This is a genomic window from Streptomyces tateyamensis (genome assembly GCF_003205575.1).
GTDB classification, from domain to species: domain Bacteria; phylum Actinomycetota; class Actinomycetes; order Streptomycetales; family Streptomycetaceae; genus Kitasatospora; species Kitasatospora tateyamensis.
The window spans coordinates 111,934-126,024 of sequence record NZ_PYBW01000010.1 but is presented as its reverse complement, the minus strand read 5'-3'; the positions used below and the strand labels follow the sequence as shown (position 1 = coordinate 126,024).

At 75.0% G+C, this 14,091-nt stretch carries 12 protein-coding genes; 5 read left to right on the top strand and 7 right to left on the bottom strand.

The annotated features are described in order from the left end of the window. Both C7C46_RS02695 and C7C46_RS02690 read right to left on the bottom strand, forming a co-directional pair. Nucleotides 1-912 carry an esterase/lipase family protein gene (locus C7C46_RS02695; protein WP_110665192.1) on the bottom strand — a complete coding sequence of 304 codons (912 nt, stop codon included), beginning with the start codon at nucleotides 910-912 and terminating at the stop codon, nucleotides 1-3. A 146-nt stretch (nucleotides 913-1,058) separates the two neighbouring features. After that, on the bottom strand, nucleotides 1,059-1,871 hold the full coding sequence (locus C7C46_RS02690; protein ID WP_110665190.1) for an ABC transporter ATP-binding protein: 813 nt from the start codon (nucleotides 1,869-1,871) through the stop codon (nucleotides 1,059-1,061). Between the two features lie 146 nt (nucleotides 1,872-2,017). On the opposite strand from C7C46_RS02690, the gene C7C46_RS02685 reads away from it, so the two are divergent. Further along, entirely contained in the window at nucleotides 2,018-3,508 is a 1,491-nt protein-coding gene (locus tag C7C46_RS02685; RefSeq protein ID WP_181442151.1) for a protein kinase domain-containing protein, read from the top strand. Between the two features lie 45 nt (nucleotides 3,509-3,553). On the opposite strand, the gene C7C46_RS02680 is transcribed toward C7C46_RS02685, so the two are convergent. Then, nucleotides 3,554-3,751: a double zinc ribbon domain-containing protein gene (locus C7C46_RS02680; protein ID WP_110665185.1), complete on the bottom strand. Its 198-nt coding sequence runs from the start codon at nucleotides 3,749-3,751 to the stop codon at nucleotides 3,554-3,556. Nucleotides 3,752-3,847: 96 nt separating this feature from the next. Continuing rightward, nucleotides 3,848-4,117 (bottom strand): Sec-independent protein translocase subunit TatA, encoded by a 270-nt coding sequence (gene tatA, locus C7C46_RS02675; RefSeq protein ID WP_110665183.1) that lies wholly within the window; start codon nucleotides 4,115-4,117, stop codon nucleotides 3,848-3,850. Nucleotides 4,118-4,411: 294 nt separating this feature from the next. Between tatA and C7C46_RS02670 the strand changes: the two genes are divergently transcribed. Next, nucleotides 4,412-4,675, top strand: a complete 264-nt coding sequence (locus C7C46_RS02670) for a hypothetical protein (protein WP_146258969.1) — start codon at nucleotides 4,412-4,414, stop codon at nucleotides 4,673-4,675. Between the two features lie 9 nt (nucleotides 4,676-4,684). Here the strand turns inward: C7C46_RS02670 and C7C46_RS02665 are convergent, their stop codons facing one another. Together C7C46_RS02665 and C7C46_RS02660 are read right to left on the bottom strand one after the other, a co-directional pair. Beyond that, nucleotides 4,685-6,388, bottom strand: coding sequence for a class I adenylate-forming enzyme family protein (locus C7C46_RS02665; protein ID WP_110665179.1), 1,704 nt, complete (start codon nucleotides 6,386-6,388; stop codon nucleotides 4,685-4,687). A gap of 123 nt (nucleotides 6,389-6,511) precedes the next feature. After that, the gene (locus tag C7C46_RS02660; RefSeq protein ID WP_110665176.1) at nucleotides 6,512-7,669 is read right to left on the bottom strand and encodes an acyl-CoA dehydrogenase family protein; all 1,158 of its coding nucleotides are present in this window, start codon (nucleotides 7,667-7,669) and stop codon (nucleotides 6,512-6,514) included. 189 nt (nucleotides 7,670-7,858) lie between these two features. On the opposite strand from C7C46_RS02660, the gene C7C46_RS02655 reads away from it, so the two are divergent. Continuing rightward, on the top strand, nucleotides 7,859-9,073 hold the full coding sequence (locus C7C46_RS02655) for a TetR/AcrR family transcriptional regulator (RefSeq protein ID WP_110665174.1): 1,215 nt from the start codon (nucleotides 7,859-7,861) through the stop codon (nucleotides 9,071-9,073). 76 nt (nucleotides 9,074-9,149) lie between these two features. On the opposite strand, the gene C7C46_RS02650 is transcribed toward C7C46_RS02655, so the two are convergent. Continuing rightward, on the bottom strand, nucleotides 9,150-9,467 hold the full coding sequence (locus C7C46_RS02650; protein WP_110665172.1) for a hypothetical protein: 318 nt from the start codon (nucleotides 9,465-9,467) through the stop codon (nucleotides 9,150-9,152). 250 nt (nucleotides 9,468-9,717) lie between these two features. Here C7C46_RS02650 and C7C46_RS02645 point away from each other — a divergent pair, with 250 nt between their 5' ends. Continuing rightward, nucleotides 9,718-11,613 carry an ATP-binding protein gene (locus C7C46_RS02645; RefSeq protein ID WP_110665170.1) on the top strand — a complete coding sequence of 632 codons (1,896 nt, stop codon included), beginning with the start codon at nucleotides 9,718-9,720 and terminating at the stop codon, nucleotides 11,611-11,613. Next, nucleotides 11,610-14,078, top strand: a complete 2,469-nt coding sequence (locus C7C46_RS02640) for a hypothetical protein (protein ID WP_110665168.1) — start codon at nucleotides 11,610-11,612, stop codon at nucleotides 14,076-14,078. Before C7C46_RS02645 ends, C7C46_RS02640 begins: the two co-directional genes overlap by 4 nt. Nucleotides 14,079-14,091: the final 13 nt, after the last annotated feature.

Here is a 14,091-nt window from a genome sequence, read left to right as displayed (position 1 = left end):
TCACCCCGTCAGGTTGGCCCAGCAGTCCGCCTCGCCGACGTGCGCCGGGTCCAGCGCGTGCCGGATCTCGTGCCGCACCACCGGGTCCACGGCCACCAGCACGTGGTCCGGCACGTTGGCCGGGCACAGGTCTTGGACCACCACGTTGTGCACGTCCGGCCCGGACAGGAACTGCGACCGGTACGGGGTGACCACCTCGTCGAACCGGGTGGCGATCACCGTGTAGGAGACCCCCGGCACGGTGTCGCCGCCCGCGTTGAGCCGGTTCATGGTGTCGGAGCCGGCCACCTGGTCGGCGCAGGCGGGGCACGCGCTGCCGACCAGGTCGAGCGCCCCCGGGTACGACTGGGCCAGCGTGGCCAGGCCGTCCAGGGTGGTGCCGTGGTTGCTCGGGGCCACCCCGACCAGGGTGTGCACCTTGGCCGCGCCGCCGTCGAACTTGAGGTAGTAGCGCGGCATCATGCCGCCCTGGCTGTGGCCGACGATGTCCACCTGGCCCGCGCCGGTGGCGGCCAGCACCCCGTCGACGAAGACGGACAGCTGCCGGGCCGAGTCGGCCACCGGGGCGATCGCGCGCAGCACCGGGACGCCGGGCTGCTCGCCGTAGGTCAGGACGAAGACGCAGTACCCCTCGGCGGCCAGCACGGGGGCGGTGGTGAGCCAGTTGACCGAGCCGTTGGCGAAGGTGCCGTGCACCAGCACCACCGGGCGCGGGTGCGCCGCGCCCGGGCGGCAGTTCCAGTCGTTGGCCCCGGGCACCAGCGGGGCGGCCAGCGCCTGGGCGGCGGCGACCGGGTCGGGGGTGGTGGCGGCGGCAGGGGTGGCGGCCGCGGTGGTCAGGGCGGTGGCGAGCAGTGCGCAGCCGGCGGCCGCGGCGGCGAACCGGGAGCGGGCAGGGGTGGTTCCGGGCATGGCTGTCCTCCGGGTGGGGGTGGGAGGTGCACGGGAACGCGGACGGCGCGGTGGGGGTGCGCCGTTGACTGGCCGGTAAGTTACTGCCGGGTCGAGGACTTGCCCAGACACCGCGCGGCAAGTGGCACCGGAACCACCCGCAGGTGTCAGCGCGGTACGGCCGCCCGGGCGGCCCAGCGCCCGTCCTCCCGGGTGATCCGGACCGGGTGCGCGAAGCAGGAGCTGATCAGCTCGGTGGTCAGCGTCTCGGCCACCGGCCCGCGCGCCACGCACTCGCCGTCGCGCAGCAGCAGCGCGTGCGTGGTGGAGCCGGGCAGCTCCTCCAGGTGGTGGGTGACCAGCACGCTGGCCAGCTCGGGGTGGTCCCGGCGCAGCTCGTCGAGGCCGGCCAGCAACTGCTCGCGGGCGGTCAGGTCCAGGCCGGTGGCCGGCTCGTCGAGCAGCAGCAGGCGCGGACGGGGCATCAGGGCCCGGGCGATCAGGGTGCGCCCGCGTTCGCCCTGGGAGAGCGTCGGCCAGGCGGCGTCGATCCGGCGGCTGATGCCGAGGGTGGCGATCAGCTGCTCGGCGTGCGCCACCTGGTCGGGCGTCGGGTGGCGGAAGGGGTCTGGCTCGATGCTGTTGGTCAGCCCGGTGAGCACCACCTGGCGCACCGTCAGCGGCGAGTGCAGCGGGTGCCGGGGGTTCACGTGGCCCAGGTGCGCGCGCAGCTCGCGGATGTCCACCCGGCCGAGCCGGCGGCCGAGCACCCGCACCGTGCCGTGGGTGGGGTGGGACAGCGCGCCGAGCAAGGCCAGCAGGGTGCTCTTGCCGGCCCCGTTGGCCCCCAGCAGCGCCCAGTGCTCGCCGGGCTCGATCCGCAGCGAGACACCGCGCAGCAGGTACCGTCCGTCCCGCACCACGTCGACCGCCTCGGCTTCGAGCAGCGGGCCGGACGGAACCGGTGCGGCGGAGTTCATCGTCACGCTCCTGAGGGGCGGTGCGGCGGCTGCCGGCACGCTAGCAGGCACCCGACTGTGCCCGGGGTACGGGGATGCCGGATCATGGCGCGGGTGCGCGGGCCCCCACGGTGAGTGCGGGCCGACAAGGTGAGGAGCGGGACCAGGTGATCGGTAGAGCGCTGAACGGCCGCTACGAGCTGGTCGGCACCCTCGGCGCGGGCGGCATGGCCACCGTGTACCACGGGGTCGACCGGGTGCTCGGGCGCGAGGTCGCGGTCAAGGTCCTCAACGGCGGCCTGGCCGAGGACCCGCGGTTCGCCGAGCGGTTCGGCCGCGAGGCCCAGCATGCGGCGATGCTGGTGCACCCGCGGATCGCCATGGTCTTCGACTCCGGGATGGACCAGGGCTCGCCGTACATCGTGATGGAGCTGATCCGCGGCCGCTCGCTGAGCTCGCTGCTGGCCCAGAGCGGGCCGATGCCGGTGGAGCGCGCGGTCGGCATCGCCGCGGCGGTCTGCGAGGCGCTCGCGGTGGCGCACGCCGCCGGACTGGTGCACCGCGACATCAAGCCGGGCAACGTCATGATCACCGACGACGGCGGCGTGAAGGTGGTGGACTTCGGCATCGCCCGGGCCTCGGCCTCGGGCCAGCAGCTGACCCAGACCGCCACCGTGCTCGGCACCGCGGCCTACCTGTCGCCCGAGCAGGCCACCGCCGCCGAGGTGGACGGGCGGGCCGACCTGTACGCGCTGGGCTGCGTGCTGACCGAGATGCTCACCGGCGAGCCGCCGTTCACCGCCGACACCCCGGTGGCGATCGCCTTCATGCAGGTCACCGAGGAGCCCGCGCCGGTCAGCCGCCGCCGGCCCGAGGTGCCGGCGGCGCTGGACCTCGCGGTGGCCAGGCTGCTGGCCAAGCGCCCGCAGGACCGGCCGGACTCGGCCGCCGCGGCCCGGGCCGAGCTGCTGGCCGCGGTGCCGGTGCCCGGCTCGGTGGACCGCACCTCGGAGCTGCTCGCGATGGCCGGCGACTCGCAGCACACCACGCTGCTGCCCCCGACCGCGCCGGCCGGGCCCGCCGCCACCTCGCTGCTGGCCGCGCTGCCCGGCAAGGAGTACCAGGACGGGGAGCGCCCGCGCCGGCCCCGGCGCGGGCTGGGGCTGCTGCTGGGCGGCGCCGGGCTGGCGGTGGCCGCGGTGATCGGGGTGCTCGCCTACGCGGGGAACTCCGGCAACGCCGCCCGGCACCCGCAGGCCGGACAGGCCGGGCAGTCTGCCCCGGCCCAGCCGGCCCCGACCGCCGCCCCCGCCGCCACGACCGGCCCGACCACGGCCGCTGCCTCGCCGAGCAGTACCCGGCCCAGCCCCGGCACCCCCGGCGCTGCGATCGCCGCGCTGCGCGCCGAGGTCAACCAGTCGACGCTGCCCCGGGACCGCCAGGTGGCGCTGGCCAAGACGCTGGACGTGGCACTGGTGGCGCTCGGCCAGCAGCAGCCGCAGGACGCCGTGGACGCGCTCAAGTCCGCCCAGCGCCAGGTCCACGACGCCGCCAAGAAGCACGCCCTCGACCAGGCGCAGGCCAACTCCTGGCAGCACCAGCTCAGCACCGTGCTGGCCACGCTGAACGCCGACGACGGCGGGGACAACGGGAACTGACCCGCCGACCCGCCCGCACCGGGTGGGCAGGCGGGTCGGCCGGCGCTACTGCCGGTTCCCGCAGGTGGGACAGAACGCCGCCCCCTCGGGCACCGGCTGCTCGCAGGAGCGGCAGGCCCCGGGGTCGGCCAGCTTGTGGCCGCAGGAGGCGCAGAACGCGCCCCCGTGCGTCTCGGCGTGGCCCCCGGGCACCACCGGGCGCCGGGCACTACCAAGCCCCGCGCACCACCGAGCACCGGGCATGACGAAGCCCCTGACACTCCGTGCGGCGACGGTGTGTCAGGGGCTCGGGTCGGCAGCTCGCATCCGCTTGCGCGGCTGCGGCGGGCCGGGTGGGCCTCAGCTGGCCTGTGGCTTGGTGACGTCCTCGACCTTGGTCACGGTGATCGGCTCGACGGCCGGGCGCGCCTGCTCGGTGGCGGTGGACTGCGCCTTGATGTTGTCGGCCGGCGCGTCGTCCTCACGCATGGCCTTGGTCTCGGCCTTCAGGATGCGCATCGACTTACCGAGGCCGCGCGCCATCTCCGGGAGCTTCTTCGAGCCGAACAGCAGGATGAGAACAGCCAGCACCACCAGGAGGTGCCAGGGCTCCAGACCGTTGCGGAACATCCCTGACCACCGGTCCCTTCGGATTTCTAGCCGTGTGAGGAGCCGGGCGGGCCGCCCGACACCGCCAGTATGCCTGGCTACGTCAGGCATCGTATACACCGGTCTGGAAACCGTGGTCAAAAACGGAGTGGCGCTGCGGCCTTCATGCGGTTTCGCCCGGGTGTGCCCGGGCCTGGCGAGACCGATTCGGGATGTTCGTTGCGAAATGTGCACCGCCGCGCGGCGGCCGCCGCGACGGCACCCGGTCGGACCTGTCCGGGTGCGCCGGGGTCGGGCGTGGCGCAGGGTGGCGGCATGGTTACTGAGATGAAGTTCTTCGGCGGGTTCGAGGTCAACCGCAAGATGCTCGCGGCGGGGCTGGTGCTCGGCGGCGTCGGTGCGGCCGCCGGGCTGCTGGGCACGGCGCTGGTGGGTGCGGCGCTGGTGACCGCGGGCCGCAGCTGGGTGCGTCGGCTGGAGACGGCCCCCGGCGAGCGGGCCGCCCGGACGCTGGCCCAGGCCAAGGCGGCCTCGCAGGCCGGCCTGGACGCCTGGCGCAGCAGCGCGCCGGCCAACTGACGGACCGGCTCAGCCCAGCTCGGCCTGCAGGGCGGCCCGCAGCTCGGCCTTGAGGATCTTGCCGGTCGGGTTGCGCGGCAGGTCGTCGGCGCGGAAGACCACGTGGGCGGGCACCTTGAAGGCGGCCAGCCGGCTCGCCACGTGGGCGCGCAGCTGCTCGGCGTCGGCCGTGGCGCCCGGGCGCAGCCGGACCACCGCCGCCACCTCCTCGCCCAGCTGTGGGTGCGGCACGCCCAGCACCGCGGCGTCCAGGACCGCCGGGTGCTCGTGCAGCACGCCCTCGACCTCGACGCAGAAGACGTTCTCGCCGCCGCGGATCACCAGGTCCTTGATCCGGTCGACCACGTAGACCTCGCCCTCGTGCACCCGGGCCAGGTCGCCGGTGCGGAACCAGTGCTGCGGGCCGAAGGCGGCCGCGGTGGCCTCGGGCTGGTTCCAGTAGCCGCGGAAGACCGCCTGGCCGCGCAGCCAGAGCTCGCCCACCGCGCCCTCGGGCAGCGCCCGGCCCTCCGGGTCGGCGATCCGCACCGCGATCCCGGGGGAGGGGCGGCCGATGCTGTCCGGGTGCTCCAGGTAGCGCGCGCCGACGTTGGCGATCACCCCGCCGCAGGTCTCGGTGAGGCCGTAGCCGTTGCGGGCCTCGACCCGGCCGTCGAAGCGGCGGGCGATCCGCCGGGCCAGCTCGGGCGGGGCGGCCGCGCCGCCGGTGTTCACCGTGGTGAGGCTGCCGAGCGCGGCCGGCCCGGCGGCGTCGGCCGCGTCCAGCAGGCCCAGCGCGGTGGCCGGCACCCCGGAGTAGGTGGTGATCCGGTGCTCGGCGATCAGCTCCAGGGCCAGCGCCGGGTCCCACTTGCGCAGCAGCACCGCGCTGCCGCCCGCCGCCATCAGCGGGAAGAGCGTGGTGAAGGCGGCCACGTGGAAGAAGGGGAAGGTCAGCAGCACCGTCTGCGGCTTGGCCTGGCTGAGGTCCCGGCCCGCGGTGAGCGCGGAGGTGGCGGCGAAGAACCGCGGGGAGAGGGTGGCCGCGCACCAGGCGGCCTGGGTGGCCACCACGCCCTTGGGCCGACCGGTGGTGCCCGAGGTGTACATGATGGTCGCGTCGTCCTCGGGGCGGATCAGCACCTCGGGGGCGGGGGTGCCCGGGGCCGGCGGCGGCAGTTCCTCGAACCGCTCGGTCCGCTCCCGGGTCACCGGGCCCGACACGCCGACGGTGAGCAGCCAGGGTCGCTCGGCCTGCGCGTCCAGCCAGGGGAGCACCCGCTCGGTCCGCTCCGGGTCGGTGACCAGCAGCGCGGGGGTGCAGTCGTCCAGCGCCTGGGCCAGCTCCGCGGCCTGCCACCAGCCGTTCAGCGGCACCGCGATCAGTCCGGCCAGCTGGGCGGCCCAGAACACCACCTGCCACTGCGGCAGGTTGCGCATCGCGATCGCCACCCGGTCGCCGGGGCGCAGCCCGTACTCGTCCAGCCAGCGGTGGGCCAGCGCGGCCGCGGCCGCGTGGTGCTCGGCGTAGCTGTACCCGGCGCCGTCCAACCGCAGGTAGGGGCGGTCGCCGTGGGCCAGGGTGGTGGCCAGGAAGTCCCGCAGTACGGCGGGGCCGGCGGTGTAGCGGCGGCCCAGCGGGGTGTCGACGGCGTGGAACGGGGTGCCCGGGGCCGCGAGGGCGGCCTGCACCCGGGCGACGACGGCGAGCGAGCTGCTGGGCGGGGTGGTCATCGGCGCGTCCTCGGTCCTGGTGGAGCCCGGAAACGGGGGACGGCGGCGGGCCGTTGGTGTCGGCGGCCCGCCGCCGGAGGGGACCGGACGAGCGTGGGGGCGGTCCCCGGGGAGGGGAGCCGGTTACATGCCCATCGACTTGGCGATGATGGTCTTCATGACCTCGCTGGTGCCGCCGTAGATCCGGAAGACCCGGTTGTCGGTGTAGAGGCGGGCGATCGGGTACTCCAGGATGTAGCCGTAACCGCCGTGCAGCTGGAGGCACTTGTCGATCACCACGGAGGCGGCCTCGGTGCAGAAGAGCTTCGCCTCGGCGGCGTCGGCCACCGACAGGTCGCCGGTCTGGTAGAGCTCCAGGGCCTGGTCCACGAACGCCTGCATCGCGGTGACCTGGGACTTGCAGTCGGCCAGCACGAACTTGGTGTTCTGGAAGTCGGCCACCGCCAGGCCGAAGACCTTGCGGTCCTTGACGTACTGCAGCGCGAAGTTGACCGCCGCCGCGGCCGCCGCGTAGCCGCCGACCGCGATTGCCAGGCGCTCCTGCACCAGGTTGTGGGTCAGGTAGCTGAACGCCTTGCCCTCCTCGCCGAGCAGGTCCTCGACCGGGACCTTGACGTCCACGAAGGAGAGCTCGGCGGTGTCCGAGGTGCGCAGGCCGATCTTGTGCAGCTTGCGGCCGACCGAGTAGCCCTCCAGCGTGGTGTCCACGCAGAGGATCGACAGGCCCGCGCGGCGGTTGGCCGGGTCGTACGGGCTGGTGCGGCAGACCACCAGCACCATGTCGGCCAGCGCGCCGCCGGTGATGAAGGTCTTGGCGCCGTTGAGCACGTAGTGGGTGCCGTCGGCGGAGAGCTTGGCGGTGCTGGTGATGCCGGCCAGGTCGGAGCCGGTGCCCGGCTCGGTCATGGCGATCGCGGTCATCATCTCGCCGGTGACGAACTTCGGCAGCCAGCGCTGCTTCTGCTCCTCGTTGGCGTACTCCAGCAGGTAGGGCAGCACCAGGCCGGTGTGCACGCCCGAGGAGCCGAAGCTGACGCCGGCCCGGGCCACCTCCTCGGTGATCACGGCCTGGTACTTGAAGCCGCTCTCGCCCGCGCCGCCGAACTCCTCCGGCACCTCGATGCCGAAGACGCCCAGGTCGCCGAGCTTGTTGTAGAACGCGCGCGGCGGGTGGCCCTCGGCCTCCCAGCTCTCGTAGACCGGGACGACCTCCTTGGCGATGAAGTCCCGGATGGTGGCGCGGAACGCCTCGTGGTCCTCGTTGTACACAGTCCGGCGCACGGCGGCGCTCCCTTCGGGCAGAGGGTGATCGCTGGCTAAGTTAATCCCGAGTAGCTTCGCTGTCCAGAGCCCACGCGCAGTCGCAAGATCACTGGTTGCGACGGACAGCGGCCCCGTGGCGGTGGACCTGCGGCGGCTTTATGTGAATGATTGGTAGCTGGGATCGAGCCGGTGCGAGGAGGTGGCCCGATGCAGCGCACGGCCGCCGAAGCGGCCCGCCGGCCGCGTGGGCGGCGCGGGCAGATCCTGCTGGCCGCTGCCGAGCAGTTCCACCGGCGCGGCTACCACCAGGTGGCGATGGCCGAGGTGGCCGCCGCCGTCGGGATCACCGCGCCCGCGCTCTACCGGCACTTCCGGGGCAAACCGGAGCTGCTCCGCCAGGCGGTGCGGGACGGCCTGGCCGAGCTCGCGGCGGCGGTCGCACGGGCCGCCGCGGACGCTGCGCCGCCCGCCGTCGCGGCGCCTGCCGCTGTGCGGCTGGGCGGTGCCCGGCCGCTGGCCGAGGCGCTGGCCCAGGTCGCGCTGGAGCGACGGGAGTTGGGCACCCTGTGGCAGCGCGACGCCCGGTTGCTGCCCGCGCCGCAGCGGGCCGAGCTGCGCCGCTCGCTGCGCGCCACGGTCCGTGCGGGTGCTGAGCTGCTCGGTCGGGCCCGGCCCGAACTGGCCCCGGCGCAGGCCGAGTCGGCGGTCTGGGCGGCCCTGTCGGCGGCCGGCAGCCTGTCGTACCACACCTTCGCGCCGCCCCGGCGGCTCTTGGTACAGCTGTTGCTCGACCTGCTGGAGACCGAGCTTGACGCGCCGTCAGGAACGGGTGCGGGCGCGGCTTCGGCCCGACCGGCGGCCCTGGCCGGGCGGCGCGAGGAACTGCTGGCCGCGGCGGTCCGGCTGTTCGACGAGCACGGCTTCGACAACGTCAGCACCGACCGGCTCGGTGCGGCGGTCGGCATCGCCGGGCCCAGCCTCTACAAGCACTTCCCGACCAAGGCCGACCTGCTGGCCGCCGCCCTGGTCCGCTGCCGGGAGCGGCTCTGGCACGAGGTGGCCGAGGTGCTCGCGGTGCCGGGCGAGCCGGCCGCCGCCCTGCGCCAGGGGCTGGACGCCTACCTGGAATTCGCCCGCCGGCACCACCACTACCTGGGGGCCATGGTCAGCGAGACCGAGCGGCTGGCCGAGCCGGACCGCAAGGCGGCGCTGGACTTCCGGCGCGACTTCCTGCGGATCTGGGTGGAGTTGTTGCAGCGCCTGCACCCGGAGTACGACAAGCCCGAGGCGCGGGTGCGGGTGCACGCGATGTTCGCCGTGGTGAACGACGGGGTGCGCCGCCCCGAGCAGCGGCAGAGCGGCCGACTGGAGCCCGCACTGGGCCCGCTGGCCCGCGCCGCGCTCGGCCTCGGGTCCGGCTGACGCCGAGGGGGTGGACGGGACTGACGCTGCGGGGCGGACCCGGCCGGGCCCGCCCCGCAGCGTCAGCACGCGCTGGTCACTCGCCGGCGGGCACGCCGTGCACCGCGTGGAGGTAGCCGAGGTTGCCCTGCAGGGCGCCGATGTTGCCGGAGTTCCCGGCCACCAGGGCGGAGTTGTTCTGGTTGCTGCCGCCGGCACCGGTGGCCACCTGCTGGGCGGCGTTGTTGTTGCCGGTCACGCTGCCGACCACGTTTCCGGAGCCCCAGTTGCTGACCACGCCGGCGTTCGAGTTGTTGGAGGCGCCGGAGCCGTTGTCGGCCTGGGCGCTGCCGATGCCGAGGACGAGGAAGGCGCCGAGCGCGGTGATCGCGGTGAGGGCACGGGTACGGGACACGATGACTCCTGGAAGTGCTGGTACTGCTGCGAGTTGACGCTGCCGGGGTGGCCGCCCCGGATCGCGTCGGTGACTGACGTCGCTCCGTCAGGATCACCCGGCCCGCCCTGCCGCAGCCAGCAATTCGGCCCCGATTAGCTCAATGGGGTTATTACCGCAGGAAATCCACCGGAAAAGGTTTGGTCCACCGACCGGGACGGCGCCGATAAGTGGTGGTCCGTCGATTGTCAGACTGGCAGACTGGGGCACCATGTCTGAAGGTCAGGAGAACCTGCGCAGTACCGAGGTCGACCTGGGCGGTCTGGTCAGCGTCCTCGCCACCCACCTCTATTCCACCCCGCTGGTCGCGCTGCGCGAGCTCGTGCAGAACGCCCATGACTCGCACACCCGGCGCCGGCTGGAGGATCCGCACACCACCGCGCGTCCCCGGATCACCGTGCGCGCCGACCAGGCGGCCCGGACGGTGGCGATCGAGGACACCGGGGCCGGCCTGACCGAGCCCGAGATCCACGCCTACCTGGCCACCGTGGGCACCGGCTACACCCGGCTGCTGCGCGACCTGACCGGCAACGAGGAGCTGATCGGCGCCTTCGGCCTCGGCTTCCTGTCCGCCTTCTCGGTGGCCGACCAGGTCACCGTCACCACCACCTCGCACCGCGAGCCGGGCCTGGGCCACCGCTACCGCAGCCGCGGCGGCGAGCAGTACACCGTCGAGCCGGTGGCGCCGCGCCCCGAGCCGGGCACCGTGGTCGAGCTGGCGCTCAAGGCCGAGCACGCGCACCTGGCCGACGAGGGCGCGCTGCGCGAGGTGCTGGCCCGGTACTGCGTGCTGCTGCCGATCCCGGTCTTCGTCGGCGAGGACGCGCGCCCGGTCAACGACATCCCGGTGCCCTGGCGCGAGGAGCCCGGCCCGGCCCGCGGGCACGCCGCCCGGATGGAGTTCGCCGCCACCTTCGGGCGCCGCTTCGAACCGCTGACGGCCTTCCCGTTCGAGCCCGCCGAGGGGGCCACCGACGCGGTCGGCCTGCTCTGGGTGCAGGACGGCGGCAGCTACGGCAGCTCCGACAACCGGGACCTGTCGGTCTACCTGCGCGGCATGCTGCTCAGCGAGGACGCCCGCGATCTGCTGCCCAGCTGGGCCGGCTTCGTCGGCGGGGTGATCGAGTCCAACCGGCTCACCCCCACCGCCAGCCGCGAGGACCTGCAGCGCGACGAGCACTACCGGGCGCTGCAGCGGGCGCTGGCCGACGCCGTGGTGGACGGCCTGTACGAGACCGCCCGGCTGCACCCGGCCGCCTGGCGCCGGATCCTGACCCGGCACGGCCAGGACCTGCTGGGCGCCGCGCTCTGCGACGAGCGGCTGTTCACCCTGCTCGCCGACGACGTCCCGGTGCCCAGCTCCCAGGGCGAACTGACGGCGGGTGCGCTGCGCGCGGCCGGGGACGGCGCGGTGCACGTCGCGCTCGGCTCCGGCGGCGGCTTCGAGGAGATGCTCTACCGCGCGATGCGGGTGCCGATCGCCCGCGGCGACCGCTACGCGGTGCTGCCGTTCCTGCGCCGCTACGCCCAGCTGCGCGGCTGCCGGATCGTCGAGCTGGGCAGCGAGAGCGGCAACCGCGAGCTGTTCCGCGAGCCGGAGCAGCCGCTGCCTGCCGAGGAGGTCGGCTGGCTGGCCGCCGCGCTGGCCGAGCCGGGCGAGCAGCTGGTGCCGGCCAGGTTCGACCCGCCCGGGCTGCCGCTGGTGCTGGTCCCGGACCGGGAGGCCGAGCTCAAGGCCCGGATCGAGGACGACCAGGCGGACGCCCGGATCCCGTCGGCCGCGCTGCGGCTGGCCCGCGCCTTCACCGCGCGCACCGACGGCAGCGTCAAGGCGCGGCTGTACCTGAACACCGCCTCGCCGGCCGTGCGGGACCTGCTCGGCGCCTACCGGGCCGGGCACACCGGCGCGGCCACCGCCGCCGGGCTGCTCCGCTCGCTGAAGGTGATCATGGCGGCGGCCGGGACCGACCAGGGGACCGGGGACCTGACCGCCGCGCTGGCCGGGGTGGGCACCGCGGTGGCGGCGCTGACCGCACCGGCCGGGCCGCTGTCGGTGGAGCTGGGCATGCTGTTCGACCAGGACGGGGCCGGGGAGGAGCGCGGATGAGCACGGACGTCTGGGGCTGGGTCTACGACACCCACGGCCAGCTGGTGGCGGCCGGTCAGCACCGGCTGGCCACCGCCCTGGTGGAGATCGCCGGGCACGCGGTGGACGGGCGCAACGAGCAGTTGGACGCGCTCTACCCGGAGGCGGTGGCCTCGGCCCGGGCGCTCGGCCTGCCCTGGGTGGAGGTGTTCCTGCGGCACTGGCGCCTGCAGAACCTGCTGAACAAGCGTCACCAGGGCGAGCAGGCGATGACCGAGGCGGTCTCGCTGCTGGAGTTCGCGCACCGCGAGGAGACCGCCGGCTGCCCGCAGTCGGTCTGCGCGGTGCAGGACTTCACCATCTGCCACGCCAACATCGACGGCCCCGGCTACGTGCCGGAGCGGCTCGCGGTGCTGGAGGAGACGCTGGAGCGGGTCGAGCCGTCCCGGGCCTGCTTCGACTGCCTGTCCCGGGAGTACGCCGACACGCTGGAGGACGACGGGCGCCCCGGCGAGGCGCTGGCCCACCTGGACCGGGCCAAGACCCGGATCCAGGCGGCCGGGGAGAGCGTCTCGCTCTCCTTCGGCCACGCCCGCTGCTCGGCGCTCTACCGGCTGGGCCGGCTGGAGGAGGCGCTGGCGGCGCTGGCCGCCGCCGAGCAGGCGTACACCAAGGCCGGGCACCAGCTGGACGAGGACGACCGGCGCAAAGGCGGGGTGATCCGGGCCCGGCTGCTGGCGGCCCTGGGGCGCTACGACGAGGCGCTGGAGCAGCTGCCCGAGGGCGCCGAGGCGGACGAGTTCCCGGACGTGCGGCACCGCTGGACCGAGGCGGTGGCGCTGCTGGTGGCCGCCGGCCGGTACCCGAACGACGCCCGGCTGGGCGTACGGCTGGCGCACTGGGTCTCCTACCTGGACGCGGCCGGCTCGCACCGGCCCTGCCTGGACCTGGCGCTGACGGCCGGTCGGCTGGCGGTGGCGCGCGGTGCCCGGGAGGTGGCGCTGGCGCTGCTGGCCACCGCCGAGCGCAAGCTGGCGCTGCTGCGCCGCACCGAGGCGGTGGCCGGCCAGGTGGCCGAGCTGGCCGCCGCCGCCCGGGCGCTGCCGGTGCCCCGGCTGCCGGTCCCGGCCGCCGAACTGCTGGCCCACCTGGGCGCACGGCCGCCGGAGCAGGCCGACCCGGAGGCCGAGCTGGAGCTGCTCGCGGCCGGCTGGCACGAGCTGGCCGCCGCGGAGGGGGAGGCCGCCGAGTCGGCCGCCGCGGAGGGAGAGGCCGCCGAGTCGGCCCCCGTCGAGGGGGCGGCCGGCCCCGCTGCCGGAGCCGGCCCGGCGCCCGGCGCGACCGACCTGCTGCTCGCGCTGGCCGGCCTGTTCGCCTCGCTCGGGCACGAGCAGGCCGCCGCCGCCCTGCTCTGGGGACGGCTGGAGCAGGACCCGGGCCACCAGGGCCTGGTCGGCATGCTCTGCTCGGTGCTGGTCGAGGCCCGGGACGGCGAGCAGCTGGCCCGGCTGGCCGAGCGGGTGGCCCCGGCCGACCCGGCGGGCGCGCACTGGATCCGGGCCCGCTGGGCGCTGGCCGAGAGCCGCTGGGCCGAGGCCGTCGAGCAGGTCGAGGCACTGCTGGTGCTCGACCCGGACCGGATCAACCCGCGCCGGCTGGCCGCCGCCGCGGCCACCGAGCTGGGCGACTACCCGACCGCCCAGCGGCTCTACCAGGAGCTGCTGGAGCACGCGCCGGCGCCCGAGCAGGCCGGGCCCGAGGAGCAGTACCGCACCGTGCAGGTCCCGGACCTGTGGCACCTGATCACGGTGGCCAGCGCCAACCGGGACTGGGCGGTGGTGCGGTCCACCGGCGCCCGGCTGGGCATCGAGTTCGACCGGCCGGACGGCCCGGTGGACGAGGAGTGGCAGTACATCACCGTCCGGGCCCGCCGGTCCGACGGCGGGCAGAGCGACGTGCCGGCGCTGCGCACCGGGCCGGCCACCGCGCGGATCCTGCCGGTGCTCGGCGAGGACGTCCCGCTCAACCACCGCGACCTGGTGGTCTTCAGCCCGGCGCTGCTGGAGCCGGCCCCGGCCGAGGGCGCCCCGGAGGCGGAGAAACAGCGCTGGCGGCCCGCCTTCGAGCTGCTGACGCTGCTCGACCCGGCCGGGTACACCACCTACTTCCTGGACGGCGCCTGGCCGGGCCCGCAGCGCTGGGACCAGCTGCGCGACACGCTGGGCGGGCACGGCTACGGGATCTGGGCGTACAGCGGTCAGCAGTACCGGATCCTGGACCCGACCGGGCCCGAGGAGGGCGAGGGCCTGCCCGGCATCTACGCCGCCCTCGGCGTGCCGCCGACCGCCTCGGCCGCCCAGGCGGACGCCCTGGTGGCCGAGTTGACGGCGGGCTGGACGCACCCGCTGGCCTGGCTGGAGCTGGCCAAGGCGGCCGGTGCGCAGACCGCCCGGCACGAGGAGGTCATCGAACGGTACGGCCTCTGACGGCACGTCGGCG

What these genes read in the sequence shown, in the direction of transcription:
- C7C46_RS02665 (WP_110665179.1), bottom strand. Translation starts at nt 6,388, where the DNA reads ATGACCACCCCGCCCAGCAGCTCGCTCGCCGTCGTCGCCCGGGTGCAG.
- C7C46_RS02670 (WP_146258969.1), top strand. Translation starts at nt 4,412, where the DNA reads ATGGTTACTGAGATGAAGTTCTTCGGCGGGTTCGAGGTCAACCGCAAG.
- tatA (WP_110665183.1), bottom strand. Translation starts at nt 4,117, where the DNA reads ATGTTCCGCAACGGTCTGGAGCCCTGGCACCTCCTGGTGGTGCTGGCT.
- C7C46_RS02655 (WP_110665174.1), top strand. Translation starts at nt 7,859, where the DNA reads ATGCAGCGCACGGCCGCCGAAGCGGCCCGCCGGCCGCGTGGGCGGCGC.
- C7C46_RS02695 (WP_110665192.1), bottom strand. Translation starts at nt 912, where the DNA reads ATGCCCGGAACCACCCCTGCCCGCTCCCGGTTCGCCGCCGCGGCCGCC.
- C7C46_RS02690 (WP_110665190.1), bottom strand. Translation starts at nt 1,871, where the DNA reads ATGAACTCCGCCGCACCGGTTCCGTCCGGCCCGCTGCTCGAAGCCGAG.
- C7C46_RS02680 (WP_110665185.1), bottom strand. Translation starts at nt 3,751, where the DNA reads ATGCCCGGTGCTCGGTGGTGCGCGGGGCTTGGTAGTGCCCGGCGCCCG.
- C7C46_RS02645 (WP_110665170.1), top strand. Translation starts at nt 9,718, where the DNA reads ATGTCTGAAGGTCAGGAGAACCTGCGCAGTACCGAGGTCGACCTGGGC.
- C7C46_RS02640 (WP_110665168.1), top strand. Translation starts at nt 11,610, where the DNA reads ATGAGCACGGACGTCTGGGGCTGGGTCTACGACACCCACGGCCAGCTG.